The sequence below is a fragment of the Curtobacterium sp. MCPF17_031 genome, assembly GCF_003234035.1.
Lineage (GTDB): Bacteria > Actinomycetota > Actinomycetes > Actinomycetales > Microbacteriaceae > Curtobacterium.
In genome coordinates this window covers 1-20,981 of the sequence record NZ_QKSG01000015.1, presented here as the reverse complement: position 1 = coordinate 20,981, position 20,981 = coordinate 1, and the positions used below count along the sequence as shown (strand labels likewise).

Below are 20,981 nucleotides of genomic sequence, written 5' to 3'. Positions count from 1 at the left end.
GCTGCCCGTGACGGCCTGGCTGCCCGTGACGGCCTGGAGGCTCGTGACGGGCTGGCCCCGCGCCTCCCGTCAGTGCCGCCCCACGACGACGCTGCCGCGCTACGACGCCGACGGCATCGGCGCGCCGAGCGCCGAGCGGAGCGCCATGTCCGCGAGTGACTCGTCCGCGGGGGAGAGCAGCACCCGCCAGATGTCCGCCAGCGTGACGAACTCCACGCACACGGCGTCGAAGTCGCACTCCTCGATGCGCCAGCCGACGACGGCTTCCATCGGCACGGGCAGCAGGGTGTCCTGTTCGAAGCTGGTCTCGGCCGTCACGCGGTCGCGGAACACGCGGACCCGGCAGAGCGCACCACGCCAGGTGTGCTGCAGGTCGAGCGTCGGGAGAACAGGAGAGTCCGGCACCCGCTGATCGTACCTGCGGGTGCCGGACTCGTGTCGACCCTCGCGGGGCCGTGTGCTTCCTGGTGTGGGACGGACGGTCAGGCGCCGCTGTCGGTGCCGTCGCCGCCGTCACGACGACGGACCTGTGCTGCCGGGTCGCGACCGTTCACCGGGTACGGCCCGGTGACGCCCTGTCGCAGCGAGGCGATGCGCAGGATGCGGTCACGCTGCAGGAACCAGCCGACGACGAGCAGCGGGATGACGATCACGAGGGACGCGATCGTGTACGTCCCGACCGGGTAGTCGATCGCCATGAGCACGACCACCGAGGCGAGGAACGCCAGGGTCAGCCAGCTCGTCACCGGTGCGCCGGGCAGTCGGAACGTCGGTTCCTTCGCGAGCCCCTGCTTGGCCCACTGCCGCAGCTTCATCTGGCAGAGGATGATCGTGCCCCACGCCGTGATGATGCCGAGGCTCGCGATGTTCAGGGCGATCTCGAACGCCTGCCCGGGGACGAAGTAGTTGAGCACGACTCCGGCGACGGTGAACGCGGCGGTCAGCAGGATGCCGGCGTACGGCACCCCGCCCTTCGACATCTTCGTGGTCCACTTCGGTGCCGACCCGTTCATGCCCATCGAGTGCAGCGCGCGGCCGGTCGAGTACAGCCCGGCGTTCAGCGAGGACAGCGCCGCGGTGAGCACGACGAAGTTCATGATCGACCCGACGACGACGCCGACCTGCGGGTTCCCGATCGACGAGAAGAACGTCACGAACGGGCTCTCGCCCTCCTTGTACGCGGTGTACGGCAGCAGGATGGACAGCAGCACGATCGAGCCGACGTAGAACACCGCGATGCGGAAGACGACGGAGTTGATGGCGCGGGGGATGACCTTCTCGGTGTCCTGGGTCTCACCGGACGCGGTGCCGACGAGCTCGATGGCGGCGTAGGCGAACACGACGCCCTGGATCACCAGGACGGCGGGCAGGACCCCGTTCGGCAGGATCCCGCCGTTGTCGCCCCAGATCGAGAAGCCGGTGCGGACGGCTTCGCCGCCGGCCTCGACGGGGAACGCGAAGACGAGCCAGATGATCGCGACCACCAGGAACGCGACGAGGGCGGCGACCTTGATGAGTGCGAACCAGAACTCGAGCTCGCCGAAGACCTTCACCGCGACCATGTTGGCGGCGAGGACGACGAGCAGTGCGATGAGGGCGAGCAACCACTGCGGGGCCGCCGTGAACGCCGACCAGTACTTCAGGTAGACCGCGACCGCGGTGGTGTCGACGATCGAGGTCATCGCCCAGTTGAGGAAGTACATCCAGCCGGCGGCGTACGCGAACTTCTCGCCGTAGAACTCGCGCGCGTACGAGATGAACGAGCCGGAGGACGGCCGGTGCAGCACGAGTTCACCGAGCGCCCGCAGGATGAAGAAGGCGAAGACGCCGGCGATCAGGTAGGTGATCGCCAGTGCCGGGCCCGCGGTGTGCAGTCGGCCTCCGGCGCCGAGGAAGAGCCCCGTGCCGATGGCGCCGCCGATGGCGATCATCTGCAGCTGGCGGGGCTTCAACCCGTGCTGGTAGCCCTCTTGCTCGTGCGAGAAGTCGTTCGCGGGAGCGCGGTCAACGCCCGTTTCGTTCTTCGCTGTCATGGCGAGAACGCTACCGGTGCACGTCTGCTGGGCCACCATGGAGGGATGGACATCCTCCTCCGACTCCTCGTCGCGATCGGGTTCGCCCTGCTCGTCACGGCAGCAGCCGCACTCGTCCTGCACCTGGTCTTCCGTGCACTCGCCCGGCGGGAACGCTGGGCGGCTGCGCTCTCGCGACGGACGAAACACCCGACCCGCGCCACCCTGCTCGTCGCCCTGCTCTGGACGGGGTTCACCACGAGCGTGCCGGACGACCTCCGCCGCTTCCCCTGGCGGGACGACGTCTCGCACGTGTTCCTCATCGCGATGATCGGCGTCGGCTGCTGGCTGGCGTGCGAGCTCGCGATCTTCCTCGAGAGCCTCGGGTTGCACCGCTACCGCGTCGACGTCCCGGACAACCGGGTGGCACGCCGGGTCCGCACGCAGGTCCTCATCATCCGGCGGCTCACCGTCGCCGTCCTCGTCATCATCGCCGTCGGCGCGATCCTGCTGACCTTCCCCGGGGTCGAGGCCGCCGGCGCCAGCGTCCTCGCGAGCGCCGGTCTCCTCTCGGTGATCGCCGGTCTCGCCGCCCAGTCCATGCTCGGCAACGTGTTCGCGGGCATGCAGCTCGCGTTCTCCGGGTCGATCCGGGTGGACGACGTCGTCGTGGTCGAGGGGCAGTGGGGCCGCATCGAGGAGATCACCCTCACCTACGTCGTCGTGCACCTGTGGGACGACCGCCGGTTCGTCCTGCCGTCGACGTACTTCACCAGCACCCCGTTCGAGAACTGGACGCGGACCAGCAGCGAACTGCTCGGCGCGGTCGAGTTCGACCTGGACTGGCGGGTCAGCCCCTCCGAGATGCGCCTGGAACTCGACCGGATCCTCGCCACGAGCACGATCTGGGACGGCCGCACCAAGGTGCTCCAGGTCACGGACGCCGTGGGCGGCTTCGTCCGGGTCCGCATCCTCGTGACCGCGCCGGACGCGGGCGGTCTGTTCGACCTGCGCTGCTACGTCCGGGAGGAGATGGTCGAGTGGATGCAGCGGCAGCACCCGGAGGCGCTCCCGCTGCAGCGCATGCAGCTCACCGAGACGACCACCACACCGAGGGCCCGGCGCGGGCCGCGGAGCGAGAACGACTCGCAGCTGTTCGGCGAGGGCGACGAGCGCTCCGCCCTCTTCACCGGCCCGATCCGGACCTCGGGCATCCGCCCCGACGAGGTCCCGCCGGACAGCGAGGACCAGCACCGGTAGGCGCCGCGGCCGCGGAGCCGCCACCACGACGGACGGGAGGCCCGGTACCAGCTGGTACCGGGCCTCCCGTCCGTCGTGGTGGTCGCGTCGCGACCGCCGGCACGACTAGCGCTGCTTGGACTTCACCGCGCGGTCGTCCTCGACGACCGTGCCCACGGCCACGATCGTCGTCGCGAGCCAGGCCACCCAGGTGAGGGCGAGCCGCCAGTCGCGCGGACCGCGCCTGGACGTCTGCAGCACGCTGTAGCCGCTGATGAGCGAGCCCCACACCGCACCACTGAACATGAACTTCCGCACGGGTTCCTCCTGTCGTCGTCCTGGCCACGTTACCGGGCGCTACATTGGAGCGCCGCCGGGCGCACAGGGACTCCGGCTCACCACCGAGGAGTCACATCGTGCGCCAAGCAGTCATCGGAGCCGTCCTGCTCGCCGTCGGCGCGGTGTGCGTCGCCCTCGGCCTGCTCCCGGTGCCGGAACTCGGCGCCCTCGCCGCCCGCGTCCTGCCCGTCCTCGGGTTCGTCCTGGGCCTGACCGTCGTCTCCGAACTCGCCGCGGACGCCGGGGTGTTCGACCGCCTGGCCGACGTCGCCGCCCGGATCGGTGGCGGTCGGACCATCGGACTGTGGGGCGCCGTCGTCGTGCTCGCCGTGGTCTGCACCGTCTTCCTGTCGATCGACACCACCGCGGTGCTGCTCACCCCGATCGTCATCACGCTCGCCCGCCGGGTGGGTCTGCCGCCGATGCCGTTCGCCCTGACCACGGTCTGGCTGGCGAACACCGCGTCCCTGCTGCTGCCGGTGTCGAACCTCACCAACCTGCTCGCCGTAGACCGGATCGGGCTGGACGGTCCGTTGCCGTTCGCCGGCCTGATGGTCTGGGCGGCGCTCGCCGGGGTCGTGGTGCCCTGCGCGGTGCTGCTCGTGGTGTTCCGCCGCTCGCTGTCCGGCCGGTACACGTCGGTCGGCCTGCGGAAGGCCGCCGACCCGGTGTTCTTCTGGGCGGCCTCCGCGGTGCTCGTCGCCCTCGTCGTCGCCCTGACCGCGGGGGTCGAGGTCTGGGTGGCCGCCGTCGTCGCCGCCGTCCTGCTCGTCGTCGTCGCGGCCTTCCGGGCGCCGCCCGGACTCAGGCCCTCCCGGGTGCCGTGGTCGACGCTCGTCTTCGCCGCCGGGCTCTTCGTCGTCGTCGAGACCCTGCACGCGACCGGCGTCTCCGACCCCGTCGTGCACGCCCTGGCCGGCGGCACGGGCAGCGGCTCCCTGCTGCTCCTCGGCGGCGCGGGCGCGGTCGCGGCGAACGCGATCGACAACCTGCCCGCGTACCTCGTGCTCGAGCCGGCGGCAGGGCACGAGGCCCTGCGGTACGCGGCCCTGCTCGTCGGCGTGAACGCGGGCTGCCTCGTCACACCGTGGGCCTCGCTCGCGACGCTGCTCTGGCACGCGCGGCTCACCGCCGAGGGCATCCACCTGTCGTGGGGGCGCTACCTCGCGCTCGGGTGCGTGGTGGCACCGCTCACGGTCGTGGCGGGTGTGTTCGCGCTGGCGATCTGAGCGCGGTGGCCCGTCCACGGTTGTGCGCGCGGGTGCGGCGTCCCGCGTCAGAGCCAGTCGCGGTGCTTGAACGACCGGTAGAGCAGCAGTGACGACGCGACGGTGAGCGCGATCGAGGCCCACAGCCCGCTCCACTCGCCCTCGCCGGGGAACTGCACGTTCTGCCCGAAGAAGCTCGTGATGCCGGTCGGGATCGCGATGATCGCCGCCCAGCTCGTCACCTTCTTCATCACCGTGTTCTGCCGGTTGGACGCCAGGTTGAGGTTCGTGTCGAGGACGCTCGAGACCGCGTCCCGCTGCTGATCGACGGAGTCGGCGATCGACACCAGGTGGTCCTCGACGTCCCGGAAGTACGGACGGACGCCGTCGATGATCGTCTCGGCGTCCCCGTGCAGCAGCGAGCCGACACTGTCCCGTGTCGGGACGACGAGTCGGCGGAGCACCCCGAGTGCCTTGCGCAGACGGAACGACCGGCGCTGGATCTGCTGCTCGCGCGGGTCGCCGTTCTCGAAGAGGTCGTCCTCGAGCGCGTCGATGTCCCGCTCGATCGTCTCGAGGACGCTCGTGGCGTGGTCGACCACGGTGTCGAGCAGACCCCACAGCAGCCACGGGACGCCGTGGTCGGCGAGGTCGCTGTTCGCGTCCCACCGGCGCTGCACCGCGGCGGTGTCGAAGTCGGGGCCGTGGATGGTGACGAGGGCGTGGTGCGTGACGAACGCCTTCACCTCGTGGGTGACGAGCTCGCCGTCCTTCCCCGGAGCATGTGCGTCGTAGACCACCAGGAACAGGCCGTCCCGGTACCGGTCGAGCTTCGGGCGCTGCCCACTCTCCACGGCGTCCTCCACCGCGAGGGCGTGGATGCCGAGTTCCTCCTGGACCTGTTCGAGATCCGACGCCTGCGGGTCCGTGAAGTCCACCCAGACGAAGGCGCCGTCGCGGGCGACGAGGTCCGAGACCTGCTCGACCGGGAAGTCCCGCTCCGCCGACGAACCGTCCTGCCAGCAACGCGTGCTCACCATGGCGCTGAGCCTAGTGTCGCTGCGCTGCGTGGCGGACGCGCCCCCGGGCCTCCCGGCCGAGCGCGGGTGAACGTCCCCTCAGCCGGGCCACCCGTGCGCTGGTAGTTTCGGTGCCGACGCCCCGGCAGGCCGCCGGGCAGGAACGGAGCACCCGCCACCCATGCCCGCAGACCGCACCGACACCACGCGCTACGCCTTCGTCGTCGCCTCCAACCGCCTCCCCGTGGACCGCGTCGTCGAAGACGACGGCACCGAGGGTTGGCGGCACTCGCCGGGCGGTCTCGTCACCGCACTCGAGCCGGTGATGCGCGCGAACGACGGCGCCTGGGTCGGCTGGGTCGGGCAGCCGGACGTCACGGTCGAGCCGTTCGACAACGAGGGCATCCACATCGTGCCGGTGCCGCTCAGCGCGGACGACGTGCAGGAGTACTACGAGGGCTTCAGCAACGACACGCTGTGGCCGCTCTACCATGACGTGATCGAGCACCCGAGCTACCACCGCGACTGGTGGAACGCGTACAAGCGCGTGAACCAGCGCTTCGCGGAGCAGATCGCCGAGATCACCGAGCAGGACGGCATCGTCTGGGTGCAGGACTACCAGCTGCAACTCGTGCCGGCGTTGCTCCGTGCACTCCGCCCGGACCTGACCATCGGCTTCTTCAACCACATCCCGTTCCCGCCGGTCGGCATCTACGCGCAGCTGCCGTGGCGTGCCCAGATCCTGGACGGCCTGCTCGGAGCCGACGTGATCGGGTTCCAGCGGCAGGACGACGCCAGCGACTTCCTCCGCGCGGTGCGGCACATCAAGGGCTACACGACGAAGGGGTCGACGGTGGACGTCCCCGTCGACGACCCGAAGGCACCGCGCAGCCGCAAGGGCATCACGGTCCGGCACGTCGAGGCCCGGCACTTCCCGATCTCGATCGACGCCGAGAGCTTCGAGGAGATCGCCCGACGACCGGAGGTGCAGCAGCGCGCGAAGGAGATCCGCGACGGACTCGGCAACCCGAAGACCGTCCTGCTCGGCGTGGACCGACTCGACTACACCAAGGGCATCCGACACCGCATCAAGGCGTTCGGCGAACTGGTCGAGGACGGGCGCCTCGCCGTCGAGGACGCCGCGCTCATCCAGGTCGCGAGCCCGAGCCGCGAGCGCGTCGACACCTACCGGATGCTCCGCGACGAGATCGAGCTGAGCGTCGGTCGGATCAACGGCGACCTCGGCGTCATCGGTCACCAGCCGATCTCCTACCTGCACCACGGCTACCCGCGCGAGGAGATGGTCGCGCTGTACCTGGCCGCCGACATCATGCTCGTCACGGCGCTGCGCGACGGCATGAACCTGGTCGCGAAGGAGTACGTCGCGTCCCGCCACGACAACGACGGCGTCCTGATCCTGTCCGAGTTCGCCGGTGCCGCCGACGAGCTCAAGCAGGCCGTGATCGTCAACCCGCACGACATCGGGGCGCTGAAGGACTCGATCCAGCGAGCGATCGAGATGCCCCGCCGTGAGCGCTCGACCCGGATGCGTGCTCTCCGCAAGCGCGTGAAGGACAACGACGTGGCCCGGTGGTCGCGCTCGTTCCTCGAGGCGCTCGACCGGCACGCTCCGAAGGGCGCTCAGATCGACCCGGAGTCGGTCGAACAGGGCGAGCCGCACCGCGAGGCCCAGACCGACGGGACGTCGATCTTCGACCAGGACGCGCAGAAGGCCCGCGCCGCCGAGGACACCCGGGAGGACCGTGATGCGTGACGAGCCCACGAGCACTGACCAGACCACGGACGGCGGTCTCGAGCAGGCCCTCGGGACGCTCGCGGCTGCGCCGCGACTGCTCGTGGCACTCGACTTCGACGGCACGCTCGCACCGTTCGCCGACGACCCGGCCGACGTCGGTGCCCTGCCCGGCAGCTGGGCCGCCGTGCTCACCCTGCAGCGGGCACGGGACACCGAGGTCGTGCTCGTCTCCGGACGGCCGCTCGGCAGCCTCGCGGCGGTGACCCACGCCCCGGACGGCATGGCGCTCGTCGGCTCGCACGGCGTCGAGTGGCGGGTCGACGGCCACGACGAGGACGCCCTCACTGCGGACGAGTCCGCCCGGGTGGCCCGCATCGGTGCGGCGCTCGACGAGGTCGGCGCACGGCACCCGGGCGTCGTCATCGAGCACAAGCCGGCCGGTCACGGCGTGCACACACGACGGGTGAGCGCGGACGAGGCCGCTGTGGCGAACGCGGACGCCAGCCGCGCGGCCCACGACGCGGACCCCGACGTCCTGGAGCGCGGTGGCAAGGACATCGTCGAGTTCGCGGTCCGGCACGTCACCAAGGGCGACGCGATCGAGCGCCTGCGGGAGCTCCGTGGCGCGGACGCGGTCTTCTTCGCCGGCGACGACGTGACCGACGAGGACGGCTTCCGCGCGCTCCACGACGGGGACGTCGGCGTGAAGGTGGGGGAGGGCGACACGCTCGCCGGACACCGCGTCGCCGACCCTGCTGGACTGACCGACGTCCTGAAGCAGCTGGCACGCCTCCGGGCCACGCGCTGAACCGGGGCCGGGAGCGCACGCACCAGAGCCGCCCGGCCAGGGGCAACACCATGCGCACGCATGGTGTTGCGCCATTGGTATCCCAAACGGTCCTAGACTCTGGACATGCCTGACATCGACGTGAAGCCGCGTAGCCGGGTCGTCACCGACGGGATCGAAGCAACCACTTCGCGTGGCATGCTGCGGGCCGTCGGGATGGGCGACGAGGACTGGGAGAAGCCGCAGATCGGCATCGCCTCGTCGTGGAACGAGATCACCCCCTGCAACCTGTCCCTCGACCGCCTCGCGCAGGGCGCCAAGGAAGGCGTCCACGGCGGCGGCGGGTACCCGCTGCAGTTCGGCACCATCTCGGTGTCCGACGGCATCTCGATGGGCCACGAGGGCATGCACTTCTCGCTCGTCTCGCGTGAGGTCATCGCGGACAGCGTCGAGACCGTCGTGAGCGCCGAGCGCCTCGACGGCACCGTGCTGCTCGCCGGCTGCGACAAGTCGCTGCCCGGCATGCTGATGGCCGCCGCGCGCCTGGACCTGTCGAGCGTGTTCCTCTACGCGGGTTCGGTCATGCCGGGCTACGTCAAGCAGGCCGACGGCACGATGAAGGAAGTCACGATCATCGACTCCTTCGAAGGCGTCGGCGCATGCAAGGCCGGCACCATGAGCGAGGAAGAGCTCAAGAAGATCGAGTGTGCGATCGTCCCGGGCGAGGGCGCCTGCGGCGGGATGTACACCGCCAACACGATGGCGAGCCTGGCCGAGGCGCTCGGCATGTCGCTGCCGGGCTCCGCTGCGCCGCCGAGCGCCGACCGCCGCCGCGACTACTACGCGCACCGCTCCGGTGAAGCCGTCGTCAACCTGCTCCGCAAGGGCATCACCGCCCGCGACATCCTGACGCGCGAGGCGTTCGAGAACGCCATCACCGTGCTCATGGCCCTCGGCGGGTCGACGAACGCGGTGCTGCACCTGCTCGCGATCGCGCACGAGGCCGAGGTCGAGCTCACCCTCGACGACTTCAACCGGATCGGTGCCGCGGTGCCGCACCTGGCCGACATGAAACCGTTCGGCAAGTACGTCATGGTGGACGTCGACCGGAACGGCGGCATCCCCGTGATCATGAAGGCGCTGCTCGACGCGGGCCTGCTGCACGGCGACTGCATGACGGTGACCGGCAAGACCGTCGCCGAGAACCTCGCCGAGATCGACCCGCCGGAGCTCGACGGCGAGGTCTTCCGGAAGATCGACAACCCCATCCACGCCACCGGCGGCCTGACGATCCTGCAGGGCTCGTTCGCGCCGGAGGGCGCAGTCGTGAAGACCGCCGGGTTCGACGCCGACGTGTTCGAGGGGCCGGCGCGGGTGTTCGACCGCGAGCGCGCCGCCATGGACGCCCTCACCGAGGGGACGATCCAGAAGGGCGACGTGGTGGTCATCCGCTACGAGGGCCCGAAGGGCGGACCGGGCATGCGCGAGATGCTCGCCATCACCGCGGCCATCAAGGGCGCGGGGCTGGGCAAGGATGTACTACTCTTGACGGACGGTCGATTCTCAGGCGGCACAACCGGCCTCTGCATCGGCCACATCGCACCCGAAGCCGTGGACGCAGGTCCAGTGGCGTTCGTGCGCGATGGCGACCGCATCCGTGTCGACATCCCCGCTCGCTCGCTCGACCTACTGGTCGACCCGGGCGAGTTGGAAGCCCGCCGTGACGGCTGGGCTCCGTTGCCCCCGCGCTACACCCGCGGAGTCCTCGCGAAGTACGCCAAGCTCGTCCAGTCCGCTGCCACCGGCGCGGTCACGGGCTGACGTCGACACCCCGCAAAATCGCCATCCCTCCAGGCAAGGAACCGTTCATGCCCACGGAAGCCACACCGCTGTCCGCTGCCGGAGCACGTCGTTCGCCGGAGGTCCTGACCGGCTCGGGAGCCGTCCTGCGGACGCTCGAGCACCTCGGGATCACCGACGTCTTCGGCCTCCCCGGCGGCGCGATCATCCCGTTCTACGACGAGCTCATGGCGTCGACGACGATCCGTCACATCCTGGTCCGGCACGAGCAGGGCGCCGGTCACGCCGCCGAGGGCTACGCGTCCTCGTCCGGCAAGGTCGGCGTCGCCATCGCCACCTCCGGCCCCGGCGCGACGAACCTCGTCACCGCCATCGCCGACGCCTACATGGACTCGGTGCCGTTCATCGCCATCACCGGCCAGGTGTTCTCGACGCTGATGGGCACCGACGCCTTCCAGGAGGCCGACATCGTCGGCATCACGATGCCGATCACGAAGCACTCGTTCCTGGTCACCAAGCCCGAGGACGTCCCCGCGACGCTCGCGGCGGCGCACCTGATCGCGACGACGGGCCGGCCCGGCCCGGTGCTCGTCGACATCACCAAGGACGCCCAGCAGAAGTCGGCGCCGTACATCTGGCCACCGAAGCTCGACCTCCCCGGGTACCGCCCGGTCACGAAGGCGCACGGCAAGCAGATCACCGCCGCGGCCCAGCTGCTCGCCGAGTCGAACCGCCCCGTGCTCTACGTCGGTGGCGGCGTGATCCGGTCCGGCGCGTCCGCGGAGCTCCTGGCGTTCGCCGAGGCCACCGGCGCCCCGGTCGTGACGACGCTGATGGCCCGAGGTGCCTTCCCCGACTCGCACGCGCAGCACCTCGGCATGCCGGGCATGCACGGCACGGTGCCGGCGGTGCTCGGGCTGCAGGAGAGCGACCTGATCATCGCGCTCGGCGCCCGCTTCGACGACCGTGTCACGGGCAAGGTCGACGACTTCGCTCCGCACGCCAAGGTCGTGCACGTGGACATCGACCCGGCCGAGATCTCGAAGATCCGGTACGCCGACGTCCCGATCGTCGGTGACGCGAAAGAGGTCCTCGTCGACCTCGTGGCGGCGTGGGCCGACGTGCCGGTCGACCAACGAGCCTCCACCGCGGACTGGTGGGCGCACCTCAACCAGCTGCTCGAGGACTTCCCGCTCGGCTACACCGAGCCGACCGACGGACTGCTCGCACCGCAGGCGATCATCAAGCGCATCGGTGAGATGACCGGGCCCGAGGGTGTCTTCGCCTCCGGTGTCGGTCAGCACCAGATGTGGTCCGCGCAGTTCATCCAGTACGAGCGCCCGAACGCATGGCTGAACTCCGGCGGCGCTGGCACGATGGGCTACTCGGTCCCGGCGGCCATGGGCGCCAAGGTCGCCCAGCCCGACCGGGTGGTGTGGGCGATCGACGGCGACGGCTGCTTCCAGATGACGAACCAGGAACTCGCGACCTGCGTCATCAACGACATCCCGATCAAGGTCGCGATCATCAACAACTCCTCGCTCGGCATGGTGCGGCAGTGGCAGACGCTGTTCTACGACGGGCGCCACTCGTTCACGGACCTGCAGACCGGCCACGGCACCCGTCGGGTCCCGGACTTCGTGAAGCTCGCGGACGCGTACGGGGCGCTCGGGATCCGGGTCGAGAAGGCCGAGGACGTCGACGCGGCCATCCAGCTCGCGCTCGACACCAACGACCGCCCGGTGGTCATCGACTTCGTGGTCAGCCGCGACTCGATGGTCTGGCCGATGGTCCCGCAGGGGATCGGCAACTCGTCCATCCAGTACGCCCGCGACCTCGCCCCGACGTGGGACGACGAGGACGCTGACATGACGGGGGAGCCCGCATGAGCCACGTCCTGTCCCTCCTCGTCGAGGACAAGCCGGGTCTGCTGACCCGCGTCGCCGGCCTGTTCGCCCGGCGCGGTTTCAACATCGAGTCCCTCGCCGTCGGCAACACCGAGGTGGACGGCCTCAGCCGCATCACCGTCGTGGTGGACGTCGAGGACCTCCCGCTCGAGCAGGTGACGAAGCAGCTCAACAAGCTCGTCAACGTCATCAAGATCGTGGAGCTCGACTTCCCCCAGTCGGTGCAGCGCGAACACATGCTCGTCAAGGTGCGGGTCGACAACCAGACCCGGTCCGCGGTGCTCGACGCCGTGACGCTCTTCCGGGCGCAGGTCGTCGACGTCGCCACCGACTCGCTCGTCGTCGAGGTGACCGGTGACCCCGGCAAGATCCAGGCGATCCTGCGCGTCCTCGAGCCCTACGGCATCAAGGAGCTGGCCCGCGCCGGACTCCTCGGCATGGGCCGCGGACCGAAGAGCATCACCGACCGGGTGCGCTGAGCACCGGTCGCCCCAGACACCCCAACCAAGGAGACCACGCACCGTGACTGACATCGTGTACGACGCCGACGCCGACCTGAGCCTCATCCAGGGCAAGAAGGTCGCCGTCATCGGCTACGGCTCGCAGGGCCACGCCCACGCACTCAACCTCCGCGACTCCGGCGTCGAGGTCAAGATCGGCCTCAAGGAGGGCTCGAAGAGCCGCCAGAAGGCCGAAGAGGCCGGCTTCGAGGTCCACACGCCCGCCGACGCCACCGCCTGGGCCGACGTCGTCGTCATCCTCGCGCCGGACCAGGTCCAGCGCATCGTCTACAAGGACGACATCGCCCCGAACCTCAAGCAGGGCGCGACCCTCGTCTTCGGCCACGGCTTCAACATCCGCTACGGCTACATCGAGGCCCCCGAGGGCGTCGACGTGTCGCTCGTCGCGCCGAAGGGCCCGGGCCACACGGTGCGTCGCGAGTACGAGGCCGGCCGCGGCGTCCCCGTGATCGTCGCGGTCGAGGTCGACGCCTCGGGCAGCGCCTGGGACCTCGCCTGGTCCTACTCGAAGGCCATCGGCGGCCTGCGCTCCGGCGGTATCAAGACGACCTTCACCGAGGAGACCGAGACGGACCTGTTCGGCGAGCAGGCCGTCCTCTGCGGTGGCACCTCGCAGCTGATCCAGTACGGCTTCGAGACCCTGGTCGAGGCCGGGTACCAGCCGCAGATCGCCTACTTCGAGGTCCTGCACGAGCTCAAGCTGATCGTCGACCTGATCTGGGAGGGCGGCCTCACCAAGCAGCGCTGGTCGATCTCCGACACGGCCGAGTTCGGTGACTACGTCTCCGGCCCGCGCGTGATCTCGCCCGAGGTCAAGGAGAACATGAAGGCGGTGCTCGCCGACATCCAGGACGGCACCTTCGCGAAGCGCTTCATCGAGGACCAGGACGCCGGCGCGCCGGAGTTCACGGCCCTCCGCGAGAAGGGCGAGGGCCACCCGGTCGAGGCGACCGGCCGCGAGCTCCGCAAGCTCTTCGCGTGGAAGCAGGCCGACTCGGACTACGTCGACGGTTCGGCCGCGCGGTAGTCTGCCCGAGACAAGCTCGACCCGCGAGGCGGCGGTGCACTGCACCGCCGCCTCTCGATGTGACCCGGACACCATGCAGCAGCTCCTCCAGTACCCCGACGTCTCCCGAGGACGTCAGCGCAGCGCCGTGACGCGCTCCGTCGCCGTCCCCTCCGTCCTCTCCACACCGTGGCAGGCACGGTCCGTCGAGCATGGGATGATCGTTCGATGGCGGTGACGAGACGAGCGGTCCACATCGGCGCCGGCAAGATCGGGCGCGGGTTCGTGGGCCAGTTCCTCGTGGCGAGCGGCTACGACCTCACCTTCGTCGACGTCGACGAGCGTGTGGTCTCCGCCCTCAACGAAGCCGGCCGGTTCGTGGTGCACGAGGTCGGTGAGATGCCCGTCGAGCACCTGGTCCACGGGTTCCGTGCGCTGAACAGCAAGACCGACCGTGACCGCGTCGTGCAGGCGATCGCCGACGCCGACGTCGTCACGACGGCCGTCGGCGCACGCACCCTGCCCCTCGTGGCGCCGCTCATCGCGGAGGGGCTGGCCGCACGCCCGATCGACCGCGGCGGCGTCACGATCGTGGCCTGCGAGAACGCCTTCAACGCCACCGACTCGCTGCACGCCAGCATCCGACGCGCGCCGATCCTCGAGGACCGCGACATCGCCGCCGTCTTCGCCAACTGCGCGATCGACCGCATCGTCCCCGACCAGTCCGGGGTGCTCGGACAGTCCGGCGGCCTCGACGTCGTCCTCGAACCGTTCTACGAGTGGGTCATCGAGCGCACGCCGTTCGCCGGGACCGGCTCCGAGCCTCCCGTCATCGACGGCGTGACCTGGGTCGACGACCTGCAGCCGTTCGTGGAGCGGAAGCTCTACACCGTCAACACGGCGCACGGAGCCGCCGCGTACCACGGCTGGGTCCGCGGCATCGGGCTCATCCGGGAGGCCCTGCAGGACCCCGACGTGCGGGCTGAGGTCGACGGGGTGCTCGCGGAGACGACCGCGCTGCTCGTCGCGAAGCACGGCTTCGACCCGGCGGACCACGCCCGCTACGTCGCGGCGAACCTGACCCGCATCGCGAACCCGCTCCTGCCCGACACCACCCGTCGTGTCGGTCGCAACCCGCTCCGCAAGCTCGGTCGTCGTGAACGCTTCATCGGCCCGGCCGCGCAGCTCGCCGAGCGCGGCCTGCCCGTCGACCACCTCATCGGTGCGGTCCGCGTCGCGCTGGAGTTCGACGACCAGGACGACCCCGAGTCGATCGAGCTGCACGCCCTGCTCCGCTCCGGTGCCACCGCGCACGCCCTGACCGAGATCCTGACCGGACTCATGGAGGGCCATCCGCTGTTCCCGGCCGTCCGCGACGTCGTCGCCGGTGTCCTCGAGACCCAGCCCGCGCAGGCATGAGCGGCGACCCTCGTAGGATCGACGGCATGACCGAGGCGCGCGAACCCGACGACGACGCCGCTCTGTCGTGGGGCGACGCCGAGGACACGACGCACGTCGACGCCGCGCGCAACCCGATCGCCGTCAAGGAACGGGACTCCCGTGACCCCGACGCGCCCGAGACGTCCGGGGCGCTCATCGGGTTCGGTGTCTTCGGCGGGCTGTACCTGCTCTACACCGTCGCCTGGCTGCTCACGGCCTCGACCAGCTACCTGTCGACGACCGACGCGGTGCTGTCCGGCTTCGTCACCCTGCTCCGTTTCCTGGCGATCGTCGCGCCGGCGCTCTGGTTCGCCGTGGTGATCTGGGTCGCCCGCACCCGCAGCACGCGCACGCGGTTGCTCTGGATGCTGCTCGGCGCCGTCGTGCTGTTCCCGTGGCCGTTCCTGATGACGCGGAGCTTCGGGTGAGCGCCGTCGAGCGCCCCGCTGGCGGGTCCCGCACCCCAGGAGCACTGGTCGGACGGATCGTCGTCTGGGTGTTCTTCGCGGCGCTGTTCGCCTACATGACCGCGCAGAGCGTCGGCAACTTCGTGGTGATCACCGACAAGCTGCAGAAGTTCAACGAGTTCGTCGGGTCCGCCGGTGGAGCGTCCCTGCAGCGATCCGTGCCGTGGGTGTGGCTGGTCCTCGACGTCCTCATCCCGCCACTCGCGTACGCGGTCGGCGTGTGGGTGACCCGACGGTCGACGGCGGTCATGACCGTCGCGGTGCTCGTCGTCGCCTTCGCCGCCGCGGGGGCGCTGTGGCTCACGCTGCAGCTCTACGTGCCGAGCCTCGTCCAGCTCTGACCCGCTCCCGGCGTCGTAACCGGGTCCGGCCGTCGGTAGGGTGGTGGTACACCACCCGTCTCGTGTGAGGAACCGCAGTCGTGTCGAAGCCGGTCGTCTTGATCGCCGAAGAACTCTCGCCCGCCACCGTCGACGCCCTCGGGCCCGACTTCGAGATCAGGAACGTGGACGGCACCGATCGTCCAGCGCTGCTCGCGGCGTTGTCCGACGCGCACGCGATCCTGGTGCGCTCCGCGACCAAGGTCGACGCCGAGGCGATCGCCGCGGCCCCGGAGCTCAAGGTCATCGCCCGTGCCGGCGTCGGCCTCGACAACGTCGACATCAAGGCGGCGACGACCGCCGGCGTGATGGTCGTCAACGCGCCGACGTCCAACATCATCTCGGCGGCCGAGCTGACGGTCGGGCACATCCTGTCGCTCGCCCGCCACATCCCGGCAGCGCACGCGTCGCTGGCTGCCGGTGCCTGGAAGCGGTCGTCGTACACCGGTGTCGAGCTCTACGAGAAGACGGTCGGCATCATCGGCCTCGGCCGCATCGGAGCCCTGATCACCCAGCGTCTGCAGGCGTTCGGCGTCTCGGTCATCGCGTACGACCCCTACGTGACCTCGGCCCGCGCCCAGCAGCTCGGCGTCGAACTCGTCTCGCTCGAGGACCTGCTCCGGCGCGCGGACTTCACCACGATCCACATGCCGAAGACACCCGAGACGGTGGGCATGATCTCCGACGAGCAGTTCGCGCTGATGAAGCCGACCGCCTTCGTCGTGAACGTCGCCCGCGGCGGGCTCATCGACGAGGACGCGCTGCACCGGGCGCTGACGTCGAACACCATCGCCGGCGCCGGTCTCGACGTGTTCGTGTCCGAGCCGCCGAAGGACTCGGCGCTCGTGTCCCTGCCGAACGTCGTCGTGACCCCGCACCTCGGTGCCTCCACCGACGAAGCGCAGGAGAAGGCCGGTGTCGCCGTCGCCAAGTCGGTCCGCCTCGCGCTCGGCGGCGAGCTCGTCCCCGACGCGGTCAACGTCGCCGGTGGTGTCATCGACCCGTACGTCCGCCCGGGCATCCCGCTGGTCGAGAAGCTCGGCCAGGTCTTCACGGCTATGGCGACCTCGCCCGTGACGAGCATCGACGTCGAGGTGCACGGCGAGCTCGCCGCGTACGACGTCAGCGTGCTGAAGCTCGCGGCGCTGAAGGGCGTGTTCACCGACGTCGTCAGCGATCAGGTGTCCTACGTCAACGCGCCGCTCATCGCCGAGCAGCGCGGTGTCACCGTCCGGCTCATCACCGACGCGGACAGCCCCGAGTACCGCAACCTCCTCACGATCCGCGGTGCCCAGTCGGACGGCCCGGCGATCAGCGTCTCGGGCACCCTCACCGGCCCGAAGCAGGTCGAGAAGCTCGTCGAGATCAACGGGTACGACGTCGAGGTCGCCCTCGACAAGCACCACGTCGTGATGGCGTACACGGACCGTCCGGGCATCGTCGCGGTCTACGGCAAGGAGTTCGGTGAGGCGGGGATCAACATCGCCGCGATGCAGATCGCCCGTCAGTCCGCCGGCGGTGAGGCGCTCAGCGTGCTGACCGTCGACTCGCCGGTGCCGGACGACGTCCTCGAGCACGTCCGCTCGACGATCGACGCAGCCTCGCTGCGTGAGATCGACATCACGCTCTAGGAGACCCTCATGTCGCAGACGCTCAGGTTGGCCGTCATCCGTGGCGACGGCATCGGCCCGGAGGTCGTGGACGAAGCACTGAAGGTCCTGCACGCGGTGACCGACGGTGACCTCGACGTGCAGGAGACCCCGTTCTCGCTGGGAGCCGAGCGCTTCCTGGCGACCGGGGACATCCTCACCGACGACGACCTGGCGGCGCTGGCGGGACATGACGCGATCCTGCTCGGCGCCGTCGGCGGTGACCCTCGTGACCCGCGCCTCGCCGGGGGCATCATCGAGCGCGGACTGCTGCTGAAGCTGCGGTTCGCGTTCGACCACTACGTCAACCTGCGGCCGACCAAGGTGCACGCGGCGGTCGGTTCGCCCCTCGCCGACCCGGGCGAGGTGGACTTCGTCGTCGTCCGCGAGGGAACCGAGGGCCCGTACGTCGGCAACGGCGGCGCCATCCGGGTCGCCACCCCGCACGAGATCGCCACCGAGGTCTCGCTCAACACCGCGCACGGTGTCGAACGGGTCGTGCGGTACGCCTTCGATCTCGCGATGCGGCGCCCGCGGAAGCACCTGACCCTGGTGCACAAGAGCAACGTCCTGGTGCACGCCGGCTCGCTCTGGCAGCGGACCGTCGCCGCGGTCGGTGCCGAGTACCCGGAGGTGGCGGTCGACTACCAGCACGTGGACGCGGTCACCATCCACATGGTGCGCGAGCCCTCCCGATTCGACGTCATCGTCACCGACAACCTCTTCGGCGACATCATCACCGACCTCGCCGGCGCCATCAGCGGTGGCATCGGCCTCGCGGCCTCCGGCAACCTCAACCCCGACGGCACCTTCCCCAGCATGTTCGAGCCGGTCCACGGGTCCGCACCGGACATCGCCGGCCAGCAGTCCGCCGACCCCACCGCCGCGGTCCTCTCGGTCGCCCTGCTGCTCGACCACGTCGGCCGGGCGGACCTGGCGGGCGCGGTGACCCGCGCGGTGGAGGCCGACCTCGCCAGCCGGGGCACCACCCGACGGTCCACGGCCCAGATCGGCGACGCCATCGCCGGAGCCGCGGCAGCCGCACGCACCACCACGGCCTGACAGGAGCCACCCGCATGAGCGACAGCACCACCGAGACCACCGACACCGACTTCGCCCTCGACTTCTCGACGACCCCGTCCCCGGAGCGCCGTGCCGCCGCCGAGCGCGAGGAGATCCTCGCCGACCCCGGGTTCGGCAAGCACTTCACGGACCACATGGCCTCGGTGGAGTGGACGATCGACGACGGCTGGCACGACGCCTCGGTCCACGCGTACGGACCGCTCTCCCTGGATCCGAGTGCGAGTGTCCTGCACTACGCGCAGGAGATCTTCGAGGGCATGAAGGCCTACCGGCACGCCGACGGTTCCATCTGGGCGTTCCGTCCGGACGCGAACGCCCGTCGGTTCGCCCGCTCCGCCCGTCGGCTCGCGCTGCCGGAGCTGCCCGAATCGGTGTTCGTCGAGTCGATCCGCCGGCTCGTCGCGGCGGACCAGGACTGGGTGCCGTCCGCTCCGGAGACGAGCCTGTACCTCCGCCCCTTCATGATCGCGACCGAGTCGTTCCTCGGTGTCCGTGCTGCGAACGAGGTGCAGTACCACTGCATCGCGAGTCCGGCGGGCCCGTACTTCACGTCCGGCCCGAAGCCGGTGTCCATCTGGCTCTCGACGCAGTACGCCCGCGCCGCCCGGGGCGGCACCGGAGCCGCGAAGACCGGTGGCAACTACGCGGCGTCGTTGCTGCCGCAGCAGGAGGCGTACGAACACGGTTGCCAGCAGGTGATGTTCCTGGACTCCGAGAAGGGCGAGTACCTGGAGGAGCTCGGCGGCATGAACGTCGTCCTGGTGCGCTCCGACGGCACGCTCGTCACGCCGGACTCGGACTCGATCCTCGAAGGCATCACCCGGGACTCGATCCTGCAGCTCGCACTCGACCGCGGTCTCAGCGTGGAACGTCGTGCGGTGTCCCTCGCCGAGTGGCGCGACGGAGTCGCCGACGGCACCATCACCGAAGCGTTCGCGTGTGGCACCGCCGCGGTCGTCACCCCGATCGCGGAACTGCGCGGTGACGGCTTCACCATCGGCTCGCCGACGACCGGGGCCGGAGAACTGACGATGTCCCTGCGCGAGGAACTGACGGACATCCAGTACGGCCGCCGCCCCGACCCGCACGGCTGGATGGTCCGGCTCACGGACCCGACGCCGAGCGCTGAGTAGGGTCGACCCGTGAAGATCGCACGGTTCAGCACCGAGGGGGAGGACCCCCGCTACGGCATCCTCGACGAGCGCGCACTGGTGGTGCTCGCCGGCGACCCGATGTACCAGGGCTTCGAGACGACGGGGGAGCGGGTGTCCCTGAAGGACGCGAAGCTGCTCGCCCCCGTCATCCCGCGGTCGAAGGTGATCGGAGTCGGCCTCAACTACGCCGAGCACGTCTCGGAGATGGAGGAGCGGACCGCGGACGACCCGGTCGTGTTCCTCAAGCCGAACACCTCCGTGATCGGCCCCGAGGACCCGATCCGTCTGCCCGCCGACATCGGCCGCGTCGACCACGAGGGCGAGCTGGCCATCGTGATCGGCTCCCTCGCCAAGAACGTGGCGAAGGAGGACTTCGCGAGCGTGATCCTCGGGTACACGATCGCGAACGACGTGACCGCGCGCGACCTGCAGGCTCGCGACGGTCAGTGGGCGCGAGCGAAGGGGTTCGACACGTTCTGCCCGCTCGGCCCGGTCATCGAGACGGAGATCGACCCGTCCGACATCCGGCTCGAGACGCGCGTCGACGGCGACCTCCGCCAGGCAGCCTCCACGAACGAGATGATCCACGACATCCCGACGCTGATCGAGTTCATCTCGTCGATCTGGACGCTGCTGCCCGGCGACGTCATCCTCACCGGGACCCCCGCCGGCGTCGGGCAGATCCGCGACGGCGAGGTGGTGGAGGTCACGATCTCCGGCATCGGTTCGCTCCGCAACCCGGTCATCGCCCGGCACTGAGCGCCCGGAGCCGACCTGGAGGCCCGACACCGTCATGGTGTCGGGCCTCCGTCCGTCTCGAGGCCGGCCTGGTTTCGTCGCTGCTCGGCATGGACGGACGGCACGACACGCCCGGGATCGGACCTGGTTGGCAGGCCCTCGGACCGTGTGTAGAGTAATCACTCGTTGCCGCTGAGGCGGAACGGAACGGCCGAGACGGTCACCGGGTGAACAGCCCGGAGATGCAGTCCGGACGGGGTCCGCCTCCAGCAACCACCCCCATCGATCAGGTGTCGACTTCGTGTCGGTCATCCGGTGGGTTCGAGAACGACAGCCTCTCTGGCGTGACATCGTGTTGGTGTTGGGTGGGGAGTGCGTCTGGTCCTTGAGAACTCAACAGCGTGCACATTGTCAATGCCAATTTTATTGACCTCGTGCTCGATCGGTTTCGGCTGGTCGGGTCATGAAGCAATTCC

Annotated in this window: 19 protein-coding genes; 15 read left to right on the top strand and 4 right to left on the bottom strand. The window is 70.0% G+C overall.

Going from position 1 to position 20,981, the window contains the following annotated elements:
- Positions 1–99 precede the first annotated feature (99 nt).
- Both DEJ31_RS16105 and DEJ31_RS16100 read right to left on the bottom strand, forming a co-directional pair.
- Complete coding sequence (locus tag DEJ31_RS16105) at positions 100–405, bottom strand: hypothetical protein (RefSeq protein ID WP_111045289.1); 306 nt, start codon at positions 403–405, stop codon at positions 100–102.
- Positions 406–482: 77 nt separating this feature from the next.
- A complete protein-coding gene (locus DEJ31_RS16100; protein WP_111045290.1) occupies positions 483–2,033 on the bottom strand; it encodes an amino acid permease in 1,551 nt (516 codons plus the stop codon).
- A 45-nt stretch (positions 2,034–2,078) separates the two neighbouring features.
- Here DEJ31_RS16100 and DEJ31_RS16095 point away from each other — a divergent pair, with 45 nt between their 5' ends.
- Entirely contained in the window at positions 2,079–3,272 is a 1,194-nt protein-coding gene (locus DEJ31_RS16095) for a mechanosensitive ion channel family protein (RefSeq protein ID WP_181427475.1), read from the top strand.
- Between the two features lie 105 nt (positions 3,273–3,377).
- On the opposite strand, the gene DEJ31_RS16090 is transcribed toward DEJ31_RS16095, so the two are convergent.
- Positions 3,378–3,569, bottom strand: a complete 192-nt coding sequence (locus tag DEJ31_RS16090) for a hypothetical protein (protein WP_110904698.1) — start codon at positions 3,567–3,569, stop codon at positions 3,378–3,380.
- Between the two features lie 98 nt (positions 3,570–3,667).
- Between DEJ31_RS16090 and DEJ31_RS16085 the strand changes: the two genes are divergently transcribed.
- A complete protein-coding gene (locus tag DEJ31_RS16085; protein ID WP_110904697.1) occupies positions 3,668–4,819 on the top strand; it encodes an SLC13 family permease in 1,152 nt (383 codons plus the stop codon).
- Positions 4,820–4,866: 47 nt separating this feature from the next.
- On the opposite strand, the gene DEJ31_RS16080 is transcribed toward DEJ31_RS16085, so the two are convergent.
- Positions 4,867–5,838, bottom strand: coding sequence for a magnesium transporter CorA family protein (locus tag DEJ31_RS16080; RefSeq protein WP_110904696.1), 972 nt, complete (start codon positions 5,836–5,838; stop codon positions 4,867–4,869).
- Between the two features lie 160 nt (positions 5,839–5,998).
- Here DEJ31_RS16080 and otsA point away from each other — a divergent pair, with 160 nt between their 5' ends.
- The 13 genes from otsA to DEJ31_RS16015 all read left to right on the top strand — a co-directional run bounded on the left by otsA (position 5,999) and on the right by DEJ31_RS16015 (position 20,526).
- Entirely contained in the window at positions 5,999–7,591 is a 1,593-nt protein-coding gene (gene otsA / locus DEJ31_RS16075) for an alpha,alpha-trehalose-phosphate synthase (UDP-forming) (protein ID WP_110904695.1), read from the top strand.
- Positions 7,584–8,381: a trehalose-phosphatase gene (gene otsB, locus DEJ31_RS16070; RefSeq protein ID WP_111045291.1), complete on the top strand. Its 798-nt coding sequence runs from the start codon at positions 7,584–7,586 to the stop codon at positions 8,379–8,381. The genes otsA and otsB overlap by 8 nt, the downstream gene beginning before the upstream one ends.
- 105 nt (positions 8,382–8,486) lie before the next feature.
- Positions 8,487–10,181 (top strand): dihydroxy-acid dehydratase, encoded by a 1,695-nt coding sequence (gene ilvD, locus DEJ31_RS16065; RefSeq protein WP_110904693.1) that lies wholly within the window; start codon positions 8,487–8,489, stop codon positions 10,179–10,181.
- A gap of 47 nt (positions 10,182–10,228) precedes the next feature.
- Positions 10,229–12,049 (top strand): acetolactate synthase large subunit, encoded by a 1,821-nt coding sequence (locus DEJ31_RS16060; protein WP_110904692.1) that lies wholly within the window; start codon positions 10,229–10,231, stop codon positions 12,047–12,049.
- A complete protein-coding gene (ilvN, locus tag DEJ31_RS16055) occupies positions 12,046–12,546 on the top strand; it encodes an acetolactate synthase small subunit (protein ID WP_110904691.1) in 501 nt (166 codons plus the stop codon). The genes DEJ31_RS16060 and ilvN overlap by 4 nt, the downstream gene beginning before the upstream one ends.
- Before the next feature lie 43 nt (positions 12,547–12,589).
- Positions 12,590–13,615, top strand: coding sequence for a ketol-acid reductoisomerase (gene ilvC, locus DEJ31_RS16050; protein WP_110904690.1), 1,026 nt, complete (start codon positions 12,590–12,592; stop codon positions 13,613–13,615).
- A gap of 207 nt (positions 13,616–13,822) precedes the next feature.
- Complete coding sequence (locus DEJ31_RS16045) at positions 13,823–15,013, top strand: mannitol-1-phosphate 5-dehydrogenase (protein ID WP_110904689.1); 1,191 nt, start codon at positions 13,823–13,825, stop codon at positions 15,011–15,013.
- A 26-nt stretch (positions 15,014–15,039) separates the two neighbouring features.
- On the top strand, positions 15,040–15,462 hold the full coding sequence (locus DEJ31_RS16040; RefSeq protein WP_111122386.1) for a hypothetical protein: 423 nt from the start codon (positions 15,040–15,042) through the stop codon (positions 15,460–15,462).
- Entirely contained in the window at positions 15,459–15,842 is a 384-nt protein-coding gene (locus DEJ31_RS16035) for a hypothetical protein (protein ID WP_111122385.1), read from the top strand. Before DEJ31_RS16040 ends, DEJ31_RS16035 begins: the two co-directional genes overlap by 4 nt.
- An 80-nt stretch (positions 15,843–15,922) precedes the next feature.
- Positions 15,923–17,512, top strand: a complete 1,590-nt coding sequence (serA, locus tag DEJ31_RS16030) for a phosphoglycerate dehydrogenase (RefSeq protein ID WP_111045296.1) — start codon at positions 15,923–15,925, stop codon at positions 17,510–17,512.
- Positions 17,513–17,521: 9 nt separating this feature from the next.
- Positions 17,522–18,592 (top strand): 3-isopropylmalate dehydrogenase, encoded by a 1,071-nt coding sequence (locus tag DEJ31_RS16025; protein WP_110904685.1) that lies wholly within the window; start codon positions 17,522–17,524, stop codon positions 18,590–18,592.
- 14 nt (positions 18,593–18,606) lie between these two features.
- A complete protein-coding gene (locus DEJ31_RS16020) occupies positions 18,607–19,746 on the top strand; it encodes a branched-chain amino acid aminotransferase (RefSeq protein ID WP_110904684.1) in 1,140 nt (379 codons plus the stop codon).
- Positions 19,747–19,755: 9 nt separating this feature from the next.
- Positions 19,756–20,526 (top strand): fumarylacetoacetate hydrolase family protein, encoded by a 771-nt coding sequence (locus DEJ31_RS16015; protein ID WP_111122384.1) that lies wholly within the window; start codon positions 19,756–19,758, stop codon positions 20,524–20,526.
- The last annotated feature ends 455 nt before the right edge of the window (positions 20,527–20,981 follow it).